At 61.2% G+C, this 20,061-nt stretch carries 23 protein-coding genes; 10 read left to right on the forward strand and 13 right to left on the reverse strand.

What is annotated here, in order from left to right; genetic code table 11:
• Nucleotides 1-77: 77 nt before the first annotated feature.
• From hydA to AC0JZ8_RS10010, 5 genes are all read right to left on the reverse strand, one after another.
• Complete coding sequence (gene hydA / locus AC0JZ8_RS09990; protein ID WP_471892399.1) at nucleotides 78-1,496, reverse strand: dihydropyrimidinase; 1,419 nt, start codon at nucleotides 1,494-1,496, stop codon at nucleotides 78-80.
• Between the two features lie 14 nt (nucleotides 1,497-1,510).
• Complete coding sequence (locus AC0JZ8_RS09995; RefSeq protein ID WP_471892400.1) at nucleotides 1,511-2,779, reverse strand: cysteine desulfurase-like protein; 1,269 nt, start codon at nucleotides 2,777-2,779, stop codon at nucleotides 1,511-1,513.
• Between the two features lie 26 nt (nucleotides 2,780-2,805).
• The gene (locus AC0JZ8_RS10000) at nucleotides 2,806-3,555 is read right to left on the reverse strand and encodes an amino acid ABC transporter ATP-binding protein (protein ID WP_471892401.1); all 750 of its coding nucleotides are present in this window, start codon (nucleotides 3,553-3,555) and stop codon (nucleotides 2,806-2,808) included.
• Complete coding sequence (locus AC0JZ8_RS10005) at nucleotides 3,555-4,226, reverse strand: amino acid ABC transporter permease (protein WP_092659948.1); 672 nt, start codon at nucleotides 4,224-4,226, stop codon at nucleotides 3,555-3,557. Before AC0JZ8_RS10005 ends, AC0JZ8_RS10000 begins: the two co-directional genes overlap by 1 nt.
• Nucleotides 4,227-4,304: 78 nt before the next feature.
• Nucleotides 4,305-5,102, reverse strand: coding sequence for a transporter substrate-binding domain-containing protein (locus AC0JZ8_RS10010; RefSeq protein WP_062582473.1), 798 nt, complete (start codon nucleotides 5,100-5,102; stop codon nucleotides 4,305-4,307).
• A 157-nt stretch (nucleotides 5,103-5,259) separates the two neighbouring features.
• On the opposite strand from AC0JZ8_RS10010, the gene AC0JZ8_RS10015 reads away from it, so the two are divergent.
• The gene (locus AC0JZ8_RS10015; RefSeq protein ID WP_430251148.1) at nucleotides 5,260-5,970 is read left to right on the forward strand and encodes a FadR/GntR family transcriptional regulator; all 711 of its coding nucleotides are present in this window, start codon (nucleotides 5,260-5,262) and stop codon (nucleotides 5,968-5,970) included.
• 157 nt (nucleotides 5,971-6,127) lie between these two features.
• Nucleotides 6,128-7,429, forward strand: coding sequence for a PQQ-dependent sugar dehydrogenase (locus tag AC0JZ8_RS10020; RefSeq protein ID WP_092659951.1), 1,302 nt, complete (start codon nucleotides 6,128-6,130; stop codon nucleotides 7,427-7,429).
• A gap of 76 nt (nucleotides 7,430-7,505) precedes the next feature.
• On the opposite strand, the gene AC0JZ8_RS10025 is transcribed toward AC0JZ8_RS10020, so the two are convergent.
• The gene (locus AC0JZ8_RS10025) at nucleotides 7,506-8,096 is read right to left on the reverse strand and encodes a TetR/AcrR family transcriptional regulator (RefSeq protein WP_471892402.1); all 591 of its coding nucleotides are present in this window, start codon (nucleotides 8,094-8,096) and stop codon (nucleotides 7,506-7,508) included.
• Nucleotides 8,097-8,170: 74 nt separating this feature from the next.
• On the opposite strand from AC0JZ8_RS10025, the gene bdcA reads away from it, so the two are divergent.
• From bdcA to AC0JZ8_RS10050, 5 genes are all read left to right on the forward strand, one after another.
• A complete protein-coding gene (gene bdcA / locus AC0JZ8_RS10030; protein WP_471892403.1) occupies nucleotides 8,171-8,884 on the forward strand; it encodes an SDR family oxidoreductase in 714 nt (237 codons plus the stop codon).
• 165 nt (nucleotides 8,885-9,049) lie between these two features.
• The gene (locus AC0JZ8_RS10035; protein ID WP_062460619.1) at nucleotides 9,050-9,850 is read left to right on the forward strand and encodes an alpha/beta hydrolase; all 801 of its coding nucleotides are present in this window, start codon (nucleotides 9,050-9,052) and stop codon (nucleotides 9,848-9,850) included.
• Nucleotides 9,851-9,859: 9 nt separating this feature from the next.
• A complete protein-coding gene (locus tag AC0JZ8_RS10040; RefSeq protein WP_192077518.1) occupies nucleotides 9,860-10,231 on the forward strand; it encodes a hypothetical protein in 372 nt (123 codons plus the stop codon).
• A gap of 204 nt (nucleotides 10,232-10,435) precedes the next feature.
• A complete protein-coding gene (locus AC0JZ8_RS10045) occupies nucleotides 10,436-11,392 on the forward strand; it encodes an SDR family oxidoreductase (protein WP_471893350.1) in 957 nt (318 codons plus the stop codon).
• Nucleotides 11,393-11,447: 55 nt separating this feature from the next.
• Complete coding sequence (locus AC0JZ8_RS10050) at nucleotides 11,448-12,611, forward strand: zinc-dependent alcohol dehydrogenase (RefSeq protein ID WP_062460610.1); 1,164 nt, start codon at nucleotides 11,448-11,450, stop codon at nucleotides 12,609-12,611.
• Between the two features lie 110 nt (nucleotides 12,612-12,721).
• Here the strand turns inward: AC0JZ8_RS10050 and AC0JZ8_RS10055 are convergent, their stop codons facing one another.
• Together AC0JZ8_RS10055 and AC0JZ8_RS10060 are read right to left on the reverse strand one after the other, a co-directional pair.
• The gene (locus AC0JZ8_RS10055; RefSeq protein ID WP_062460606.1) at nucleotides 12,722-13,099 is read right to left on the reverse strand and encodes a PH domain-containing protein; all 378 of its coding nucleotides are present in this window, start codon (nucleotides 13,097-13,099) and stop codon (nucleotides 12,722-12,724) included.
• A 32-nt stretch (nucleotides 13,100-13,131) separates the two neighbouring features.
• A complete protein-coding gene (locus AC0JZ8_RS10060; RefSeq protein WP_471892404.1) occupies nucleotides 13,132-13,575 on the reverse strand; it encodes a hypothetical protein in 444 nt (147 codons plus the stop codon).
• A 160-nt stretch (nucleotides 13,576-13,735) separates the two neighbouring features.
• Here AC0JZ8_RS10060 and msrA point away from each other — a divergent pair, with 160 nt between their 5' ends.
• The gene (msrA, locus tag AC0JZ8_RS10065; protein ID WP_062460601.1) at nucleotides 13,736-14,239 is read left to right on the forward strand and encodes a peptide-methionine (S)-S-oxide reductase MsrA; all 504 of its coding nucleotides are present in this window, start codon (nucleotides 13,736-13,738) and stop codon (nucleotides 14,237-14,239) included.
• Between the two features lie 94 nt (nucleotides 14,240-14,333).
• Here msrA and AC0JZ8_RS10070 read toward each other — a convergent pair whose 3' ends face one another.
• Nucleotides 14,334-14,768 carry a pyridoxamine 5'-phosphate oxidase family protein gene (locus AC0JZ8_RS10070; protein ID WP_325262950.1) on the reverse strand — a complete coding sequence of 145 codons (435 nt, stop codon included), beginning with the start codon at nucleotides 14,766-14,768 and terminating at the stop codon, nucleotides 14,334-14,336.
• 199 nt (nucleotides 14,769-14,967) lie between these two features.
• Between AC0JZ8_RS10070 and AC0JZ8_RS10075 the strand changes: the two genes are divergently transcribed.
• Complete coding sequence (locus AC0JZ8_RS10075) at nucleotides 14,968-15,477, forward strand: sigma-70 family RNA polymerase sigma factor (RefSeq protein WP_062460596.1); 510 nt, start codon at nucleotides 14,968-14,970, stop codon at nucleotides 15,475-15,477.
• Nucleotides 15,478-15,498: 21 nt separating this feature from the next.
• On the opposite strand, the gene AC0JZ8_RS10080 is transcribed toward AC0JZ8_RS10075, so the two are convergent.
• The 3 genes from AC0JZ8_RS10080 to coxB are packed head-to-tail and all read right to left on the reverse strand — an operon-like array spanning nucleotide 15,499 to nucleotide 19,088.
• Nucleotides 15,499-15,843, reverse strand: a complete 345-nt coding sequence (locus AC0JZ8_RS10080) for a hypothetical protein (RefSeq protein WP_471892405.1) — start codon at nucleotides 15,841-15,843, stop codon at nucleotides 15,499-15,501.
• A complete protein-coding gene (gene ctaD / locus AC0JZ8_RS10085) occupies nucleotides 15,844-18,351 on the reverse strand; it encodes a cytochrome c oxidase subunit I (RefSeq protein ID WP_471892406.1) in 2,508 nt (835 codons plus the stop codon).
• Nucleotides 18,348-19,088, reverse strand: a complete 741-nt coding sequence (gene coxB / locus AC0JZ8_RS10090; protein ID WP_471893351.1) for a cytochrome c oxidase subunit II — start codon at nucleotides 19,086-19,088, stop codon at nucleotides 18,348-18,350. The genes ctaD and coxB overlap by 4 nt, the downstream gene beginning before the upstream one ends.
• On the opposite strand from coxB, the gene AC0JZ8_RS10095 reads away from it, so the two are divergent.
• On the forward strand, nucleotides 19,077-19,577 hold the full coding sequence (locus AC0JZ8_RS10095) for a DUF2231 domain-containing protein (RefSeq protein WP_062460587.1): 501 nt from the start codon (nucleotides 19,077-19,079) through the stop codon (nucleotides 19,575-19,577). The two genes, coxB and AC0JZ8_RS10095, sit on opposite strands and share 12 nt — an antisense overlap.
• Here AC0JZ8_RS10095 and AC0JZ8_RS10100 read toward each other — a convergent pair.
• Entirely contained in the window at nucleotides 19,555-20,058 is a 504-nt protein-coding gene (locus AC0JZ8_RS10100) for a CopD family protein (RefSeq protein ID WP_180215467.1), read from the reverse strand. The two genes, AC0JZ8_RS10095 and AC0JZ8_RS10100, sit on opposite strands and share 23 nt — an antisense overlap.
• Nucleotides 20,059-20,061: the final 3 nt, after the last annotated feature.

Consider the following 20,061-nt stretch of genomic DNA (forward strand, 5'->3'; position numbering starts at 1 on the left):
GTAGCGGCGGCCAAGTCACGCTCGGATCGTCAGGCAGACGTGGTCGCCAGCGAAAGGCGTTGCAGCTGTGCAACGCCTCAGGTTGAACCGCGGCTCGATGTCAGGGACGAGCGGTTTCGCGGGAGATAGCGGCCGCGGCTTTTGGGCCCGGTCAGCTCTCCGTCCTTGACGATGGTCTTGCCGCCAAGAAGCACCTGCACCGGCCAGCCGCGGATCTCGAGCCCTTCATAGGGCGTATAGTCCGCGCCGTGTTTCAGGAGGTCGTTCGTGACGGTGACGCGCTTGTCCGGATCCCAAAGCGCGATGTCTGCATCGGCGCCGATCGCGATCGTGCCTTTGCGGGGATAGAGACCGTAGAGTTTGGCATGATTGGTCGAGGTCACGGCAACGAACGTGTTGATGTCGATGCGCCCCTTCATGACCCCTTCGGAAAACAGGATCGGCAGGCGGGTGGCGACGCCCGGTATGCCGTTCGGGATCCAGCGAAAGTTGCGCTTGCCCTTTTCGTTCAGCTTACCTTCCGGATCGTCGAAGCGGAAAGGGCAGTGGTCGGAGGAGAACAGGTCGAAGACGCCCTGTTCCAGTCCCTCCCAGCAGGCATCCTGGCTCGCCTTGTCGCGCGGCGGCGGCGAGCAGACGAATTTGGCGCCTTCCATCTCCGTCTGGTCGAGATCATCAGCCGTCAGCATCAGATATTGCGGGCAGGTTTCGCCGGCGATCTTCTGGCCGCGCTTTCGGGCGCGGCGGATCTCTTCCATCGCCTCGCGGTTGGAGACATGCACGATGACAACAGGCACATCGACGATTTCGGCCAGCGACAGCGCCCGGTGGGTGGCTTCGCGTTCGGCGGCGATTGGTCTGGTCGTGGCATGGAATTTCGGGGCGAACTTGCCTTCTTCCTCATGCCGGCCGATCAGGTAGCGGATCGCATCCTCGTTCTCGCAATGAACCATGACCAGCGCGCCGGTGCGCCGTGCGGTGTCGAGCGTGGCCAAGATCTCGTCGTCGCGCAGCCGCAGACCCTCATAGGTCATGAACACCTTGAGCGAGGTGTAGCCGTCCTCGACGAGTGCCGGCAGTTCCTGGCCGAGGACTTCAGGGGTCGGATCGGTGATGACAAGATGGAAGGCGACGTCGACATGGCATTTGCCTTCGGCCTTGGCGTGATAGATCTTCAGCGCCTCGCGCAGGCTCTGGCCCTTCTCCTGCATGCAGAAGGCCAGAACCGTGCTGTTGCCGCCGATCGCCGCCGACCGGGTGCCTGAATCGAAGTCGTCTGCCATGACGATGCCGTCGCCGGACGGCTGGTCGAGATGGACATGGCTGTCGATACCACCCGGCAGGACCAACAGTCCTGTCGCGTCGATCACCTCATCGGCTTCGGTAAGCTCTGCCGCAAGGGCAGCGATGCGGCCGTCCTTGATGCCCACATCGCTCACGAACGTGTCGCTCGCTGTGACCACCGTGCCGTGTCTGATGACCGTATCGAAGCGCATGATCCGTTCCTTCTTCAAGCGGCGGCGGCCGCGCGACCGGCGTCGGTTGCGAGGATCCGATCGAGTGCTGCGGTGAAGCGATCGATCTCTTCCAGCGTGTTGTAGTGCACCATCGACACGCGAACCATGCCGCTGTGGTCGGTCAGCTCAAGATATTCGGCAAGCCGGCGCGAGTGGAAATCGCCGAAGCGGATGGCGATCTTGTCGCCGTCCATCGCCTTGCAGACTTCGCCGGCGTCGCGGCCATCGAAGCGGAACGCGATCGTCGGGACCCTCGTGCTACCGCTGTTTGTCGTCTGGCCGACGATGCGGCAGTCGTTGCGTGTGCGCAGGTAAGCGAGAAGGCGTTCCACCAGCAGGTTTTCCTGAGCGGTGATCGCAGCGAAGGCCGCTTCGATCTTCTGGCGCACCGTGCCGGTCTCGCCGGCCTGTTCGCCGAGCGCTGTCAGGTAATCGACGATGCCGCAGGTTGAATAGGCGAGCTCGTAATTCGGGTTGCCCGGCTCCAGCTTGCCCGGCACTTTGTCCTTGCCGTAGAAGTAATGGTAGAGCGTGTCGAGCTCGGCCAGCAGATCGTATTTGCCATACATCAGCGCGTAGTGCGGACCATAAGTCTTGTAGAGGCTGAAGACGTAGTAATCGACATTCAGCGCCTGCACGTCGACGGCGCGGTGCGGGGCATAGGCCACGGCATCGACGCAGATCTTGGCGCCACGGGCATGCACGAAATCGGCGATCTCTCTGATCGGGTTGATCGATCCGAGGATGTTCGACACGTGCGTCACGCAGACCAGCTTGGTGCGATCGCTCATCAGCGGTGCAAGGTCGGCCAGATCGAGCGTCAGCGTTTCCTTGTTGAGCGGCCAGAACTTGAGTGTGATGCCGCGCTCCTGCAGCCGGTCCCAGGGGCCGATATTGGATTCGTGATCGCTGACCGTGACGATGATCTCGTCGCCGGGCGAGAGCTGGCTCTGCATGGCACGGGCAAGGTTCTGCAGCAGCTGAGTGGTGGAAGCGCCGAAGACGATTTCTTCCGGACGCGATGCGTTGACCAGATGCATGGCAGCAGTCCGCGATTCGTAGAGTGCGGCGGCCGCTGCCTGCGAGACCGCGTAGGAGCCGCCGATCTGGACGTTCTTCTCGATCAGGAACGTGTTGATGCGCTCAACGGCACCTTTAAGGATCTGCGACCCTCCGGCGTTGTCGAACAGCGTCCAGCCGCGGGCGAGGCCGGGGAACTGGCTGCGCACGTAATCGAGATCGAGTGGAGATTTGGTGTTCATCCCTGTAGTCCTGCGTTTGTTGTTCTTCAATGATTGAGTACGGCGCGCAAGAAGCTGCGTGTCCGTTCTTCCCTAGGATTGTCGAAGATCTCGGCCGGCGTGCCCGCCTCGACAAGGCGTCCCGCATCCATGAAAATCACCCGGTCGGCGACCTGGCGGGCAAACCCCATCTCATGGGTGACGATGATCATGGTGACGCCGGTGCCGGCGAGCTTGCGCATCACATCCAGCACTTCGCCGACCATTTCCGGATCGAGCGAAGAGGTAGGCTCGTCGAACAGCAGCACGCCGGGTTCCATGGCAAGCGCCCGAGCAATCGCCACGCGCTGCTGCTGGCCGCCGGAAAGCTGGCCCGGAAACTTTTCCGCCTGTTCGGAAATGCCGACCCGCGCCAGCAGTTCACGGGCTTTGCGCTCGGCCTCTTCGGGTGATGTCTTCCTGACGCGCATCGGTGCCAGCATGACGTTTCTCAGCACCGTCATATGCGGGAAGAGGTTGAACGACTGGAACACCATGCCGACCTCGGCGCGGACTTTCGCAAGCGCGGGTCCCGGCGCGACGCGGATGCCGTCGACGGTGATCGTGCTGTCCGGCGAAAAGGCCTCGAGGTGGTTGATGCAGCGGATCATGGTCGATTTGCCGGAGCCGGAGGGGCCGATGATGCAGACCACTTCGCCTTCGGCCACATCGAGATCGATATCGTGCAGAACGGTGAATGTGCCATAGGCCTTGTTCAGGCGGCGGATCGAGATGAGGGGGCCGGTTGTCTTCGCCATCAGCGTTTCCCCCGGCTGTAATGCTTTTCGAGACGGGCGACGACGGCCACCATCGGCCAGAGCAGCGCGATATAGATGAGAGCAGCCCCGATCAGCGGCGTCGGGTTGGCGTTGAGCGCCTGCGCCTGGGTTGCCTGCTTGAGCAGATCCGGCATGGCGACGACGGAGGCAAGCGCCGTGTCTTTCATGACGTTGATGCAATTGTTGGTGAGCGGCGGAATGACGATGCGGATCGCCTGAGGCAGGATGATATCCATCATCGTGCTGCGACCCGACAGGCCCAGCGCTGCCGACGCCTCGAACTGCCCGTGCGGAATGGCCTCGATGCCGGCGCGAAAGATCTCGGCGGTGTAGGCGGCCGAGACAAGCGACAGCGCGGTGACGGCCGACAGGAACGGCGACAGGCGGATGCCGACGAAGGGGAGGGCGTAGTAGACGACAATCAGCAGAACCAGCAGCGGTATCGAGCGGAAGATGTCGATATAGATGCGGATCAGGGCCTGAAAGAATGCCGGAGCGTAAAGCCGTGCCACTGCCAGAAACAGTCCGCCGCCAAGGCCGACCAGAATGCTGGTGATGCCGATCTGCAGCGTGACGACCAGACCCCAGAGCAGTTGCGGCAGACTGTTCAGGAAGACCGGTATGTTGAAGAATGTATTGAGAAGGTTCATGCCGGATCGGCTCCCTTGGCAAGCCGACGGAGCGTTTGGCGCTCCGCCGGATGCAATTCAAGCGTGCTCGCGTGAGCCTTACTTGGCCTTCGGCATGTCGAGGACGGCGACGGTCGAGGTCGTGTCTTCGGCCTTGGCACCGAACCATGTCTGGTGCAGCTTGGCGATAAAGCCTTCGCCCTTGAGCGTGGTGATTACGGCGTTGACTTCGGTTGCGAGCGGATCGCCCTTGTTGAACATGATCGAGTATTTTTCACCGGTCGGGATGCGCTCGACGACCTTCAGTTCCGGCTTGTCCTTGGCGTAATAGAGCAGGGCCGGGATATCGGAGATGTAGCCATCGACGCGGCCGGCAACGAGATCGAGCATGGCCGGCTGCAGGCCCTCGAAGCGGCGGATTTCGCCGAGCTTGTATTCGCCCTTGTGGCTGTCTGCCCACATGTCGCCGGTCGAGCCGGTATCGACGCCGACGACCTTGCCGCTCATGCCCTTGAGGCCGGTGATGCCGGAAGCGGCCGTAACGGTCAGCGACTGGTCGCTGTCGTAATAGGGCTGGGCGAAGGACACCGACTGCAGGCGCTTCTCGGTGATGGTGATCGACGACACCGCCATGTTGATGCGGCCGGACTGGACGGCCGGGAACAGGCCGTTGAACGGCGTGTTGACGAATTCGACGGTCTTGCCGAGGCGCTTGGCGATTTCGTTGACGAGATCGATCTCGAAACCGGTCACCTTGCCGCTGGCGTCTTCGAATTCCCACGGCACATTGCCGATATTGGCGCCGACGGTAAGATCGGCGGCATGAACGCCGATTGCGCCGAGCGCTGTAAACAGGCCGGCGAGAACTGTGGTTTTGATGCGTGACGCGTGTAGCATTGAGAGAACCCCTTGTTTTTATGATGAGACGCAATCTATGTTGGTCTAACTGGTCAGACCGGTCCGACCAAACAAGCACGGCACTTTGGGCTTTGCAAGATAGGTCGGGGAAAAATATATCTGACAGGCCGCAGGGGCCCAGCTGGAATAGGTTCGCATGCTCAACAAAACGCTCGTTCCGCAGTCGGTGGCCCGCGAAATCCAGACGATGATCCAGGCCGGCCAGCTGAAGGCCGGGGAGAAGATCCCGTCACAGCGTGAGTTTTCGCAAAAGTTCGGGATCAGCCGGGCGTCTTTGCGCGAGGCGCTGCTGACCCTGGAAACGCTAGGCCTTTTGAAGACCGAAGCCGGTCGCGGCACGTTCGTGACGGCGGGTTCGAGCTCGGTCTCGGACGGCGCCATCAGCCAGTCCGGTCATATGGCGCCGTGGCGTTACTCGGACAGCTATTCGGTGTTCGACGTGTTCCAGACCCGCATCCTCTTGGAAGGGGAGATCGCGCGTCTGTCCGCGGGCCGCCTGTCGCAGGCGCAGCTCGAGAAGATGGAAATGGCGACGCAGACGATGGAGGATTGCTGGGCCCGCCAAGACCTGCTCGCCAACGTCGAGGCGGATCTCGATTTCCACGGCACGATCGTTTCGGCCTGCGCCAATACCATGCTGAAGGCGCTCTACCAGACGGTGCGCGATCAGGTCACCGAAACCCAGCGGCAACCGATCCCGATGACGGATCCCGAGCGCATGCGACAGTCGATCGCCGAGCACCGGCGCATCATTGCGGCCCTGAGATTGAACGACGCGGCGTTGGCGAGGAGCGAAATGGAAACGCATATCCGCAACACGGCACGCTGCGCGGGTCTTCAGCCATAGGCTGAAGGCGGCCGCATCCGGTGGCCGAAGGGTCACCCGGGCGGCAACCCGAGTGGTGGTGGATGCTCTGATAAATTGTGCCTTTGCCCTCTAGTGTCTGTTGCATAAAGGCTTTAGCGTTCGGACTCTTCGAATTCCTCAATGTCAGAGTTCCCCCATGACTGAGCCTTCTCTGTTTGCCCGCGTCGTCGCCTTTATCGGCCAGGGCGCTGTTCTTATTCGTCATTCGGGGGATGGCCCGCGACAGCCGGTGTTCGGCACGACGCCGGCCATTCCGGCCGCAAAGCCGCAGGGCAAGATCCCGACCTTGAAGATGCCGACAGCCAAGGGCTGGGAGGGCGATCACAAGCCGACGGCAGCGGCGGGGCTCAAGGTCAATGCATTCGCACGCGGGCTCGTGCATCCGCGCAACATGCATGTTCTGCCGAATGGCGATGTGCTGGTGGCGGAATCGATGGGCGAGCGCGGCAATCCGCGCAGTCTCTTCGACCATGCCATGTCGGCGACGATGCAGCGGGCGCGCGCTTCCGGCGACAGCCCCAACCGTGTGACGCTGCTGCGCGACGCCGATGGCGACGGGGTGGCCGAGCAAAGTTTCGCCTATATCGAAAACGTGCGCCAGCCCTACGGCATCGCGCTTGTCGGTGACACGCTCTATGTGGGAGGGAGCGATGCGCTTCTGGCCTACCCTTACGTGGCCGGCGCGACGAAGATTACCGCGCAGCCGAAGAAGCTGATGGATCTGGTGCCCGGCGGACACTGGACGCGCAACCTGATCGTCAGCAAGGATGGCACCAAGCTTTACGTGGCTGTGGGATCGCTCAGCAATATCGCTGACGAAGGCATGGGCGTTGAAGAAAACCGCGCCTGCATTCACGAATACGACCTTCAGACGGGCCAGTCGCGCATCTTTGCCGGCGGTCTTCGCAATCCCGTCGGCATGGCGTTCGAGCCTGAAGGCGGCATGCTGTGGACGGTTGTCAACGAACGCGACGGCCTGGGTGACGAGACGCCGCCGGATTATCTGACATCGGTTCGCGACGGCGGGTTCTACGGCTGGCCCTACTGCTACTGGAACCGGGTCGTGGACGACCGGGTTCCGCAGGATGCCGCAAAGGTGGCATCCGCGCAGCAGCCCGACTATGCGCTGGGCGGCCATACGGCGTCGCTCGGGCTCTGCTGGTTGCCGGCGGGCACGCTGCCCGGCTTTCCGGCGGGGATGGCGATTGGCCAGCACGGGTCGTGGAACCGCTCCAAGCTTTCCGGCTACAAGCTCGCCTTCGTCGCTTTCGAGAACGGCAAGCCCGTGGGAATGCCGCGCGAGATCCTCACCGACTTCCTGTCGAAGGACGAAAAGCACTCCTTCGGCCGCCCGGTCGGGGTGGCGCTCGCCGCCGATGGTGCCGTGTTGATGGCGGACGATGTCGGCGATGTCATCTGGCGCGTCACTGGCGCCTGATGGCGGACTGACGAAGGTCATTCATTCTGATTAGATTGCTGCGTGCCGCCTCATGGATGCGCAGCAATCGCGGTGATCAATCTGCAAGCTCTTGCGCCATGATACGTCCGGCAAGGCGAGCAATGGCCAGGAGACGGTCGAGTTCCAGCCCGCTGCGGGCCTTGGCGGACAGGCCGGTCATTGTGGTCGCGACGAAATCCGTCAAACTTTCCGCCTTTTCCGGATGGCGTGCTGCAATATAGCTGCGGATCACATCTTCCGCCGCTGCCTGCAATGTACGGGTCGCCGCGCGTGCCTCCGGATCATCGCAATGGGTTCCCTCCAGAACGAGACAGCCTGCGGCCGCGGGGTCGGCCGCATAGCGCCTGCAGGCATCTTCCAGCACGGCCGCTAGGCATTCCGCTACCGGCCGGTCGGGCCTCAGGATATCAGCAAGCGGAACGGCTGCCGTGAGCGAGTAGCGGTCGAGAACGCGTGCGTAGAGCCCGGCCTTGTTGCCGAATGCGGCATAGAAGCTGGGCGGATTGATGCCGAGTGCCTGCGTGACATCGGCAACCCCCACGGCATCATAGCCGCGCGCATGGAACAGCTTTTGGGCGATCTCCACACCTTGGTCGGCATCAAAACGACGTGGGCGACCGCGGGTACGCGGAATATCTGTAGTCATTATTACAAAATACCTTGACGATGAACCCTGATGATTTATGTAGCAGTCATTACTGTATTTCTCAAGGATCTCAGATGACGACTTTTCAGGGAAAATCCGTTCTGGTTCTCGGCGGTAGCCGGGGTATCGGCGCCGCCATCGTGCGGCGGTTTGCAAACGACGGTGCCAACGTGACCTTCACCTATGCCGGCTCTCGCGCGGCGGCGGATGAGCTGGCGGCAGAGACCAAGACTACGGCTGTTCAGACCGACAGCTCCAGCCGCGATGCCGTGATTGCCCGGGTGCGGGAAAGCGGCCCGCTGGACGTGCTGGTGGTCAATTCCGGAATTGCTGTCTTCGGCGATGCGCTTGAACAGGATCCGGACGCGATCGACCGGCTTTTCCAGATCAATATCCATGCGCCCTATCACGCCTCGGTCGAAGCGGCGCGTCAGATGCCGGACGGCGGGCGGATCATCGTCATCGGTTCCGTCAATGGTGACCGGATGCCTGTTCCGGGCATGGCCTCCTATGCGGTGAGCAAGTCTGCCCTGCAGGGACTGGCCCGCGGGCTGGCGCGCGATTTCGGGCCACGCGGCATCACCATCAACGTCGTTCAGCCAGGGCCGATCGATACGGATGCCAATCCGGAAAACGGACCGATGAAAGACCTGATGCACAGCTTCATGGCGATCAAGCGCCACGGTCGTCCGGAAGAGGTTGCCGGAATGGTCGCCTGGCTCGCCGGCCCGGAGGCGGGGTTCGTCACGGGGGCAATGCACACGATCGACGGGGCGTTCGGAGCGTAATCCCGGCATACCCCATCCGGGGCGACATCGCATAAGGCCAGTCGCACGACTGGCCTTACAGCTCTGGACTCAGCAATCTGCGATCTGCTTGCCCAAGTCTTTCAGCGCGTGGGAACAACGGCGCGGGTTTTCGGTTCCTCTCTCTCAGAAAAGAGAGGATTATCGATGACGCAGATCGTTTTCGTGCATGGCATGTTTCAAAATCCCAAAAGCTGGGACAACTGGGTTCGCTACTTCAGCGACAAAGGCTACGACTGCAGCGCCCCGGCATGGCCTCTCCACGATGGCGATCCGAAGGCATTGCGCGACAACCCGCCAGCCGGGCTCGGTGAGCTGAGCCTCGATGCCATCTATGCATCCATCAAATCGGCGGTCGCAGGCCTCGATAAGCCTGTCGTCATCGGTCACTCTGTCGGAGGTCTCATCGCGCAGAAGCTGCTCGCGGATGGCCACGTCTCGGGTGCAGTGGCGATCTCGTCGGTTGCGCCGAATGCCATGCTCGATTTCGACTGGGGCTTCATCAAGAACAGCGCCATAATCACCAATCCGCTGAAGGGTGATGAGCCGGTCTACATGGACGCAAAGACGTTCCATGGCTCCTTCGCCAACACGCTATCGGAAGAGCAGGCGGCTGTCGAGTTCGAGAAGACGGCGACCCACGACAGCCGCAACGTTCTGCGCGACTGCATGGGTTCGTCCGGCAAGATCGATCTCAGCCGTCCGCATGAACCTTTGCTTCTGGTTGCCGGCGAGAAGGATGAGATCATTCCCGCCGATCTCAACGAGAAGAATTTCAAGGCCTACGAGAATACCGGCAGCGTGACCGACTTCCGCGAGTTCCCCAACCGTGGCCACTACATCTGCGGTGAACCCGGCTGGGAAGAGGTCGCCGCCTATATCGACGGCTGGCTTCAGCAGAACCGGTTCGACGTCGACAACCGTATCTATGCTCCAAGCGCGATCTGAGGGACAACCATGACCAATATCAAAGCACGCGGGTTCGAAAGCACCGCTCTTCTCAATGAACATCTCGACGAGTTGGACGACGTCGCCTATGGCGAGCGCGGCGCATCGGCCGGGGCCATGTCCGGCAGCGAAGCCGAAATGGAACGGCTGCGTCGGGAAGTCGTCTATCTGCGCAACCGGATTGCCGAGATCGAAGGCGAGGGCCAGACCCGGCGTGCATCGCCGTCCTCCCAGACCCCAGAAAATTCGTGGGTGAAGCTGATCGGAACCGCCACGGCAACCTTCGTTCTTGGTCGGCTTGCACAACGGTTGCGGCTTGGACCCGTGGGGACGGCTGCCGTTCCGCTGATCGCCGGACAGCTTCTCAGCCGTATCCGCTGAACCACTGACATATTGCACCGGCGGCAGAGCTGCGGCCGGTGCATTCTTTGCATGGATTACGCCTGGTCTGGTGGCTGAACGAAGCCTCCCGTGAAGATAGACAGGCGAATGTGGGAACACTCCCCGTCCACCTTAGTTCTTGGGTTATAATCCAGGAACATTATCGTGCCGACATTCCCACCGCTCATTCTTTCGCGCCGACACATGCTTGCGTCCACCACAGCGGCGCTCGCCGCTTCGGCGTTGCCGGCATTTTCTCAAGATACGACTGTAAAGGCATCCATTATGGAAGACCCGACGACCAAGTACCCGCAGCCTCCGTTTCAGGAGCAGACCCAGCCATTCCCAGGCTTGGCCGGCAAGATGACGCCGAAGCCGGATCACGGCGAGACCTCGTATAAGGGCTCGGGCCGGCTGGCCGGTCGCAAGGCTCTGATCACCGGCGGCGATTCCGGGATGGGCCGTGCGGCTGCCATCGCCTATGCCCGCGAGGGTGCCGATGTCGCGATCAACTATCTTCCCGATGAAGAGCCGGATGCCAAAGAAGTCATCGCCCTGATCGAAAAGGAAGGTCGCAAGGGCATCGCGCTTCCCGGCGATCTGCGCGACGAGGCATTCTGCGTGAAGCTTGTCGAAGATGCCGCAAAGGCTCTGGGTGGTCTCGACATTTTGGTCAACAATGCGGGCCGGCAGCAGCAGGCCCAGTCGCTGTCGAATATCACCACCGAAGCCTTCGACGCGACGATGAAGACGAACATCTACGCGATGTTCTGGCTGACCAAGGCGGCGCTCAAGCATCTGCAGCCAGGATCGTCGATCATCCAGACGACGTCCGAACAGGCCTACGATCCGTCCGAGAACCTGGTCGACTATGCCATCACCAAGGCGGCCGGCATGAGCTTCACGAAGTCGATGGCCAAGCAGCTCGGCCCGAAAGGCATCCGCGTCAACGGCGTTGCGCCGGGCCCGGTCTGGACGCCGCTGCAGGTGTCGGGCGGTGCGACGATGGAAAAGCTGGTCGAGTTCGGTGGCGATACGCCGCTCGGCCGACCGGGTCAGCCTGCCGAGCTTGCGTCGATCTACGTCCAGCTTGCCGACAACGGCGCAAGCTTCTCGACGGGACAGATCTACGGTGCTGCCGGTGGCAGCGGGCAACCTTGAACATGAACATGCGCATGAACACCAACGCGAATGCAACACGACCGGAGGTTAGAACGTGAAAGCTCTTACATGGCACGGCAGCGGTGATATCCGCTGCGAAGAAGTAGACGATCCAATCATTCAGCATGACCGCGATGCGATCATCAAGGTCACGAGCTGCGCCATCTGCGGCTCGGATCTTCACCTTTATGGTGGTTTCGTTCCCGGCATGCACGCAGGCGACGTGATGGGCCATGAAACGATGGGTGAGGTGGTCGAAGTCGGCCGCGGAAACTCGAAGCTCAAGGTCGGCGACCGCGTGGTCGTGCCGTTCACGATTTCCTGCGGCGAGTGCCGTCAGTGCAAATGGGGTCAGTTCTCGCTTTGCGAACGATCCAACCCCAACGGCGCGATGCAGGCCAAGCAGATCGGCTATCCGACGGCCGGCCTGTTCGGCTTCTCGGAAATGTACGGCCAGATCCCGGGCGGCCAGGCCCAGTACCTGCGCATTCCCTACGCCGATGTCGGGCCGATCGTGGTGCCGGATGGATTGACCGATGAACAGGTCCTGTTCCTCTCCGACATCTTCCCGACAGGCTACATGGCGGCCGAAAACTGCGACATCAAGCAGGGCCAGACGGTTGCCGTGTTCGGTTGTGGTCCGGTCGGCCTGTTTGCGATCAAGTCGGCGTTCTTGCTCGGTGCAGAGCGCGTGATTGCGATCGACACCGTGCCGGAGCGCTTAGCGCTTGCTCAACAGTCCGGTGCCGAGACGCTTGACTATGCGGATGAGGATCTGCAGCAGCGCATTCTCGACATGACGAACGGTCTTGGGCCGGATGCGGTCATCGAGGCGGTGGGTCTTGAGAGCCATGGCGCCGGTGGCGTGATGGAAACGCTTCAGACCAAACTGTCGGCAACCGAGCGTCCTTACGCGCTCAACCAGGCAATCCTCGCCTGCCGGCCCGGTGGTACGGTCTCTCTTCCCGGCGTGTTTGTCGGTCCGGCCGTTCCGACGTCGCTGGGCGCCTTCATGGGCAAGGGCCTGACCCTCAAGACCGGTCAGACCCACGTTCAGCGTTATCTCGAGCCACTGATGAAGCTGATCCAGGATGGCAAGATCGATCCGTCATTCCTGATCACGCACCGCATCGGACTTGAGGAAGGTCCGGAGGCCTACAAGACGTTCCGCGACAAGCAGGACGGCTGCGTCAAGGTCGTGATACGCCCGAACGGCTAATCAAATCGAATGGCCTGCGGCATCTGCCGCAGGCCATTCTCTTGTAAGCATGAAGAGGATGCGGCGAAGCACCGGGCATTCAACCGCATTGTCGTTTTGATACCTTGATTTTAACGGAAGATGCCGGTCGCGAGCGCGCGCTGTATGCCGCGCACATCGGTGCCCTTTTTCAGCGTTTTCGCAATCGGGCTGTCGCTACCCGATACCCAGATTTTCAGCTCCGAATCCAGATCGAACGTTCCCGCAGTCTCGACCGAAAACCGGGTGATCGACCGGTAGGGAATAGACATGTAGTCGACCTTACTTCCCGTCATACCCTGGATGTCGACCATAATGATGCGATACTGGGTGAAGACGAAGAAATCGCGGATGAGCTTGAAGGCAAGTTGCGGCTGTTCTCCATCGATCAGCACGCCATCGAGGCGCTTGTTCAGGTCCGCCGGGTCGACTGTCGATCCATGGCCCAGAAATCCGTCAAAAAGGCCCATGATTGCAATCTCCCGGCAAAGGTTTTTGGTTTTTAGTCCTGAAGCGGCTTGATCGTCTCGATCACACCACCGGCGTCGATGACGCCGCGAGAGAGATCGGTTCGGCCACGCGCAATTTCAATGACGGTGTAGAGCTTTTCGTCCCGGAACGCGCTGGCGATGTCGGTGCTGACGCCTTCGGCAGGCGCTGCGTCAACTTGCTGGAAGTCAACTTCCTGGCTGGTCGCGACAATCCTTGCATCGCCGGCAGTCCTTGCGGCAACCGTGACTGCGCCCTGCATGGGAGCATTCTGCCACCGCGGATCGTCGCTACGGGCGGTCGGTTCGAGCCTGTAGATGTTGAGCGTTTCGCCGGGCGTGGTCGTCACCGACGCGTCTCTGATCTGGGCCTGGCTTTCGACCGATTGCCCAACCCTTGTCTCGCTGATCGAGGTGTCCGAGAATTTGTCACCGTGGATGTCGTCGATATCAGACATTGCGTTTTCTCCTGCAAGGTTCCCGAACTGACGGCGGGTTGCACAGTTCCACTGCTCTGCTCGTTTACCGACAAGTGTTGCGATCGGTCGTTCGAGCCGTCTGGTTAAATGCGGAAGGCGACACCATATATTGGCGAGACGGACGAACAGGAGATACATCATGACAACCGAACGCGCAGTTTTAGCAGGCGGCTGCTTTTGGGGAATGCAGGATCTGATCCGCAAGCTTCCCGGTGTCCAATCCACACGCGTGGGCTATACGGGCGGAAGTGTTGCAAACGCGACCTATCGCAATCACGAGGGCCACGCGGAGGCGATCGAGATCAATTTCGATCCGACCAAGACGACCTACCGCGACCTGCTGGAGTTCTTCTTCCAGATCCACGATCCAAGCACCCGCAATCGGCAGGGTAACGACGTCGGCTCGAGCTATCGCTCCGCGATCTTCTTCACCAGTGACGAACAGAAGAATGTTGCCGCTGACACGATCGCCGATGTGGATGCGTCCGGTATCTGGCCGGGCAAGGTCGTGACGGAAGTCGTGCCTGAGGCAGAATTCTGGGAGGCGGAGCCTGAGCATCAGGATTATCTGGTGCGAATCCCCAATGGCTATACCTGCCACTTCCCGCGGCCCAACTGGCGGCTGCCGAAGCGTGCAGCGTAACGGGTCGCCCGATACATTATCCCGAAACGCACTTGGGCCCGGTGGAAACACCGGGCCCAAGTCGTAATGCCATCCCACGTAAGGACAGATCAGCTTACAGCGAGATCTGGCCTTCGTCGCTGCCGTCCCAATAGCGGATCGTCTTAGCCGTCACGCGGATCATCACGACACCGGGGGTGTCGATCCCTTCCGGGAAATACCGGTCGAGGTCCTTGGTCCAGTGATCCTTGAATGTCGCTTTGTCGGTGATGAGCGTTGCCGCGCCTTCAACGCCGACAAAGAGCGGCGAACCACCCAGCATGCCGACTGCGCCCGTATAGGTAAGGCCGACTGCGCTGTCGGCGCGGATTTCCGCAATCTTTCTCGACTGCTCGTAGGCGAAGAAATAGCTGTCGCCGTCGTACTCGACGTCGCCGTTGTTGCTCATCGGCCGCGAAGTGAGGTTGCCGGATGATGTCGTGGTGGTCAGCATGGCAAAGTCCAGCTTTGCCATCTTCTTCGACAGGTCGTGCAGCGTAAGTTCGGACATGGTTGCTCCAGGTGTTGCTCGAATGGAGTAGGAACTGGCGGTTCTCTCGTTGGTTCCGGTGCGCCAGTCTCGGGCGCCATAGACCGGCATCCGGTCACCTACCTACGTACGTTAACGTACCCTTCCCGGATTGGGCGTCATCGAACGGAACGATGAGCGCAACTGCGACTTGAGTTACCTCTAGTAGGAGGAGACGAGAATGGATGCCGATCTCAGATTGCACCACGAAGTCGTAGCACTTATTCCAGCGCTGAGGCGTTTTGCGATGCGCTTCCATCGAAACGCGACCGATGCTGACGACCTTGTCCAGGAAACCTTGCTCCGGGGCCTCGCGGCGCTGCCTTCGTTCGCCACCGGGACCAACCTCAAATCATGGTTGTTCACCATCATGCGCAACACCCATCATACCGCCTTTCAGCGGGCAAAGCGCATGAGCATCGGAACCGAAAATCTCGAGCACCTCATGCCTGCAGCGTCTTCGCCCCAGGAATGGGCCATCCGCAAGAGCGAGTTCGACCGGGCACTGATGGCGATGCCGGAGACGTACCGGGATGCCTACAAGCTGGTGATCGAGGACGGTCAGTCCTATGACGTTGCAGCTGATAAATGCAATGTCGCCGTCGGTACGGTAAAGAGCCGGATCAGCCGCGCAAGGCATTTCCTCGCCGCCCAGATGGGCGAGACTGTTTCCACCGTGGCATCGATCTGAATGCCAGATGACCGGATCGCGTCAGGCTGAACACAGTGTCAGCCAGACGACGCCGGTGAAGCAGAAGGCGGTCGAGAACAGGGCGGCGATCGACACGTAGATCGCAACGCCGTTGATGAAGCTGGAGGTCTCGGAGACCGGTGCCTTCAGGCGCGGTCGTAACTGGCGCAGCAGGATGACGACAACCGCCGCAACGCTGGCGATCATCATCGTTATCAACAGCAGCCGGAGCGGCGATGTCCAGGCTCCAAGGTTGCCACTCTGCCAGTCCAGGCTGCAGCCGGTCGCCTGAACCGCGTAGATCGTCAGGAATGCACCACTCCAGACCACGAACGCCGAGATAGCAAGCAGAAGCGGGTGGCTCATCTAGAGGCCTCCTTCGCCGATCAGGCTTTGCAGAGCCAGATAGAATGCCGCGGCACCGATGCCTGCTGCTGCCGTATAGTCATGCCAGAGCCTGCCAATCCGGAGATCAAGGGAGAGAATAGCCTTCCTGTTTCCGATGCTCGTCCAGAGAGCGTGGGCCGCAAACACGGCGCCGATCGTCCCGTGCAGGGCGGCATAGATGAAGATCACGAACACGGAGGCGATCGCGGCGTGGCCTGACGGGGCGGGAAGGACCAGCAATGCGATGGCGAGGAACAGCCCGGTCGAGATCAGGTGTCCGAGCAGCGCCAGCGCGCTGCCCACCGTCACTGCCCCGTTGCGCCGCGCGGCGATGCGACCTCCAACACAGCTCATGATCACCCCACCGACGGCGAGCGCCAACAGCTTCACGTCGACGACAAAGCCGGCCGGCGGCCAGTTGGGGGCGGAAACCCACAGGAAAAGGCAGCCGAACAACAGGGATATGTAGAGCGTCGCATCAGCGACAAGCGTGAGAACCATCGCCAGATAGGATGGCGGCGTGCTCGCATGGAGGTGAACCGGCACGCTTAACCCATGCCCGATCGGAACGAGATCGTTTTCGACGGGGAGGGGGTCGCGGCGTGTCCAAAGCCAGAAGCAGGCGATGATGGAGATCAGCGCCAGGGGCGTTGCCCAATAGAGCTTGAACAGCATCATCAGGAAAAATGCGCCTGTGGCGATCGCGGTCCAGAGCGGCAGGTATGTCTGGCGCGGCAGCATCACCACCTGGTCAGGCTCTCCCGTTATCGGATCCACGCCCAGCACTTCCATGCGATCATTGCGGGGCATGCCGAGATAACCGCGTCCAGCCGCAAGGTAGGGGCCGAGCGTATTGGGATCGAGCAGATCTGCGCGTTTGTCGATCCGCGGAATGGAAGCGAAGTTGTAGGACGGAGGGGGTGTCGGCATCGCCCATTCCAGCGTGCCGGCCTTCCAGGGATTTCGTCTGAACGGCCGACCGAACTTGAACAGAAGGATGAAATCGAGCGCCACCAGCGCAAACCCCATCGCCATGATGAAGCTTCCCATCGACGAGATGAAATTCAGGGTCTCCCATCCGAACTCGGTCGGATATTCAAAGACACGCCGCGGCATGCCGAGCAGACCGGTCAGGTGCATGAAGAAGAAGGTAACGTTGAACCCGATGAAGATCATCCAGAACGCCGCATTCGACAGGTGTTGAACGGGCTGTTTTCCGGTCAGATGCGGCAGCCAGTAATAGGCCATGGCCAGCATCGGGAAGATAAAGCCGCCGACGAGAACATAATGCAGGTGGGCGACCACGAAATGGGTGTCGTGGGCCTGCCAGTCGAACGGCACCATGGCCAGCATGACACCCGTGAGGCCTCCGATGACGAAGACGAAGAAGAACCCGAAGATATGCAGCATCGGAATGGAAAAGCGCGGGCGCCCATGCGCCATGGTGGCGAGCCAGGCAAAGATCTGGACGGCCGTCGGCACCGCGACCAGCGCGCTTGCCGCCGAGAAGAAGGAGAGCGCCACATGCGGTATGCCGACCGTATACATGTGATGCACCCAGAGGCCGAAGGACAGAAACGCCATCGAGACGATGGCCGCGACAATCACCCGGTAACCCGCGAGCGGCGTGCCCGAGAGCACGGGGAGAATGGTCGAGATCGCGCCGGCTGCGGGAAGAAAGATGATGTAGACTTCCGGGTGACCGAACAGCCAGAACAGATGCTGCCACAAAAGCGGATCGCCGCCTCGCGTGGGGTCGAAGAACGGCAGGTCGAAGGCGCGTTCCACCTCGAGCAGGATCGATCCGAGGATGAGCGGCGGAAATCCGACCAGCATCATGGTTGCGACCACGAGCATGTACCAGGCGAAGATCGGCATCCGGTCAAGCGACATGCCGGCGGCGCGGATCTTCACGATCGTCACGATGATCTCGACGGCAGCGGAGAGGGCAGAGATCTCCACGAAGGTGATGCCGAGCAGCCAGACGTCGGAATTGATTCCGGGAGAATAGACCGATGAAGATAGCGGCGTGTACATGAACCAGCCGCCGGAGGGCGCAACGCCGCCGATCAGCGCGCCGATCAGGATCATGCCGCCGAACAGGTAGCACCAGTAGCCGTAGGCCCCGAGACGGGGAAAGGCGAGGTCGCGGGTGCCGAGCAGTTTCGGCAAGAGGTAGATCGCCATGCCCTCGAAGAAGGGGATCGCGAACAGGAACATCATGATGGTGCCATGCATCGTGAACACCTGCCCGTAGGTCTCGGCGTCCATGAACACGCTGTTGGCGGAGGCAAGCTGGGTGCGGATCAACATTGCCAGGATGCCGCCGATCGCAAAGAACACGAGAGCGGTCAGCATGAAACGGACGCCAACCACATTGTGGTTGACGGCGGCGAGACGACCCCAGCCGGGCTTTCCAGCCCATAAGCGGTCCAGCGCGCGATGCAGCGCAATCGGGTCGTGCCCGGGCGACGTGGGGTCGGTCATCGGGCGAGTTCCCCGATGATTGCCTTTTCGAAATCGTCAGCCGTGTGCGCCCGCACCTCGAAACGCATGCCGGCATGTCCGGTGCCGCAATATTCCGAGCAGACGCCGCCATATCGTCCGGGCTGGTCGGCGCGGATGCGCAGCCGGTTGGCATGGCCGGGAACGGCATCAATCTTGCCGCCAAGGCGGGGAACCCAGAAACTGTGAATGACGTCCTCGCTTTCGGCGATGATTTCGATGGTCCTGCCCGCCGGGATATGCAGGAGGTCGGTTGCGGTCCGGCTGCCCGGCAGGGACGGGTAGGAGAACTGCCATTGCCACATGCTGCCGAAAGCCCTGACCTCCAGCACGTCCTCGGTCTTGTCGCTGCCGCCATTCAACAGAAATTCGCCTTGAGAAAACGCGTAGAAGGTCAGTGCGGTGAGGACGGGCAGGGGAAGAACGAGGCCGCCCCATACAATCCAGCCGCTCTGGGAGAGGCCGCGTCCAAAGCGCGGGCGAAACAGGGTGGCGGCAAAGAGCCCGACGACGAGGGTAAAGAGGACGACAGACCCCCACAGCATCACCCACCACAGCTGGGCAATCGAACCCGCGGATGGTCCGGCGGGGTCGAGCGCGGAGAGGTCGCCGGTGCAACCGCTGAGCGCTGCAGAAACAGAGGCCAGCGCGAGGACGCGGAACCAAGTGCGGACCTGATGGATTTGCCCTGCGAACGGAGGGACGTAATGAAAGACGATACCGAAACGACGAACCCGGTCGTGGCCGATGTCAGGGACAAGGATGCCAGCTCGGCAATTGCCGTCGCCGGGCACCCGCTGCATGCGATGAGCGTGCACTTCCCGATCGCCCTTGCCTTCATAACGCTTGCGGTCGATGCGCTGTTCTGGTGGTCCGCCGATCCGTTCTGGCTGCGGGCCGGTCTCTGGAGTTCCGGTGGCGTCTTTTTCTTCGGTCTCGCAGCCGGTGCTGTCGGCACGATCGAGCTTTTGTCGGTGCCGGGCATTCGCGGCCGCGTCGCCAGCTGGGCACATGCGATCGCCGCGGTGACGCTGATCGCCTGCGCCGGTCTCAACTGGGGTCTGCGGGTCACTGGCGCCGGCGACGTGTTGCCGCATGGAATTCTTGTGTCTCTGCTCACCTGCATCATGACGGGCATGGCTGGATGGCATGGCGGCAAGCTGATTTTCGATCATGGTGTCGGCCTCATGGTATCGGCCAAGGACTGATGCGTTCGGCCAGCGTGCGCAGGCCGCCCGGGCGCATGAATTCGCCGGGCAATTCCAGTCCGATAAACGGTTTGGCGAGGGCGACGAAAACGATTGCTCCGACGACCGCGGTGGTGACGATGGTTGCCGCAACAAAGCGCCAGACGGGATACGTCTCCCCCTCCTTGAAAAGCCGGATGATGATCAGGCCGGTCAGGACATGCAAGATGGCAAGCAGGCCAACGAACAGCAGCTTGATCGAAAACCAGCCAGCAAACGTCTGCTGTCCAAAAATCAGAGCCGTGCCGCTGGCCACCGCCACGAAAGCCGCGGGCGAAATGATCGCCACATAGGCGTAGCGTACGATCATCTGAAGACGGTAAAGCGCATCCTTATCCTTCACATGGGCACGTTGCACGTAAAGGCCCGGCAGGCTGATCAACCCGGCTGCCCAGATGGCAATCGTGGTGATGTGAACGAATTTCAGGAATGCGATGATCAATAC

This window comes from Velazquezella soli, from assembly GCF_977018685.1.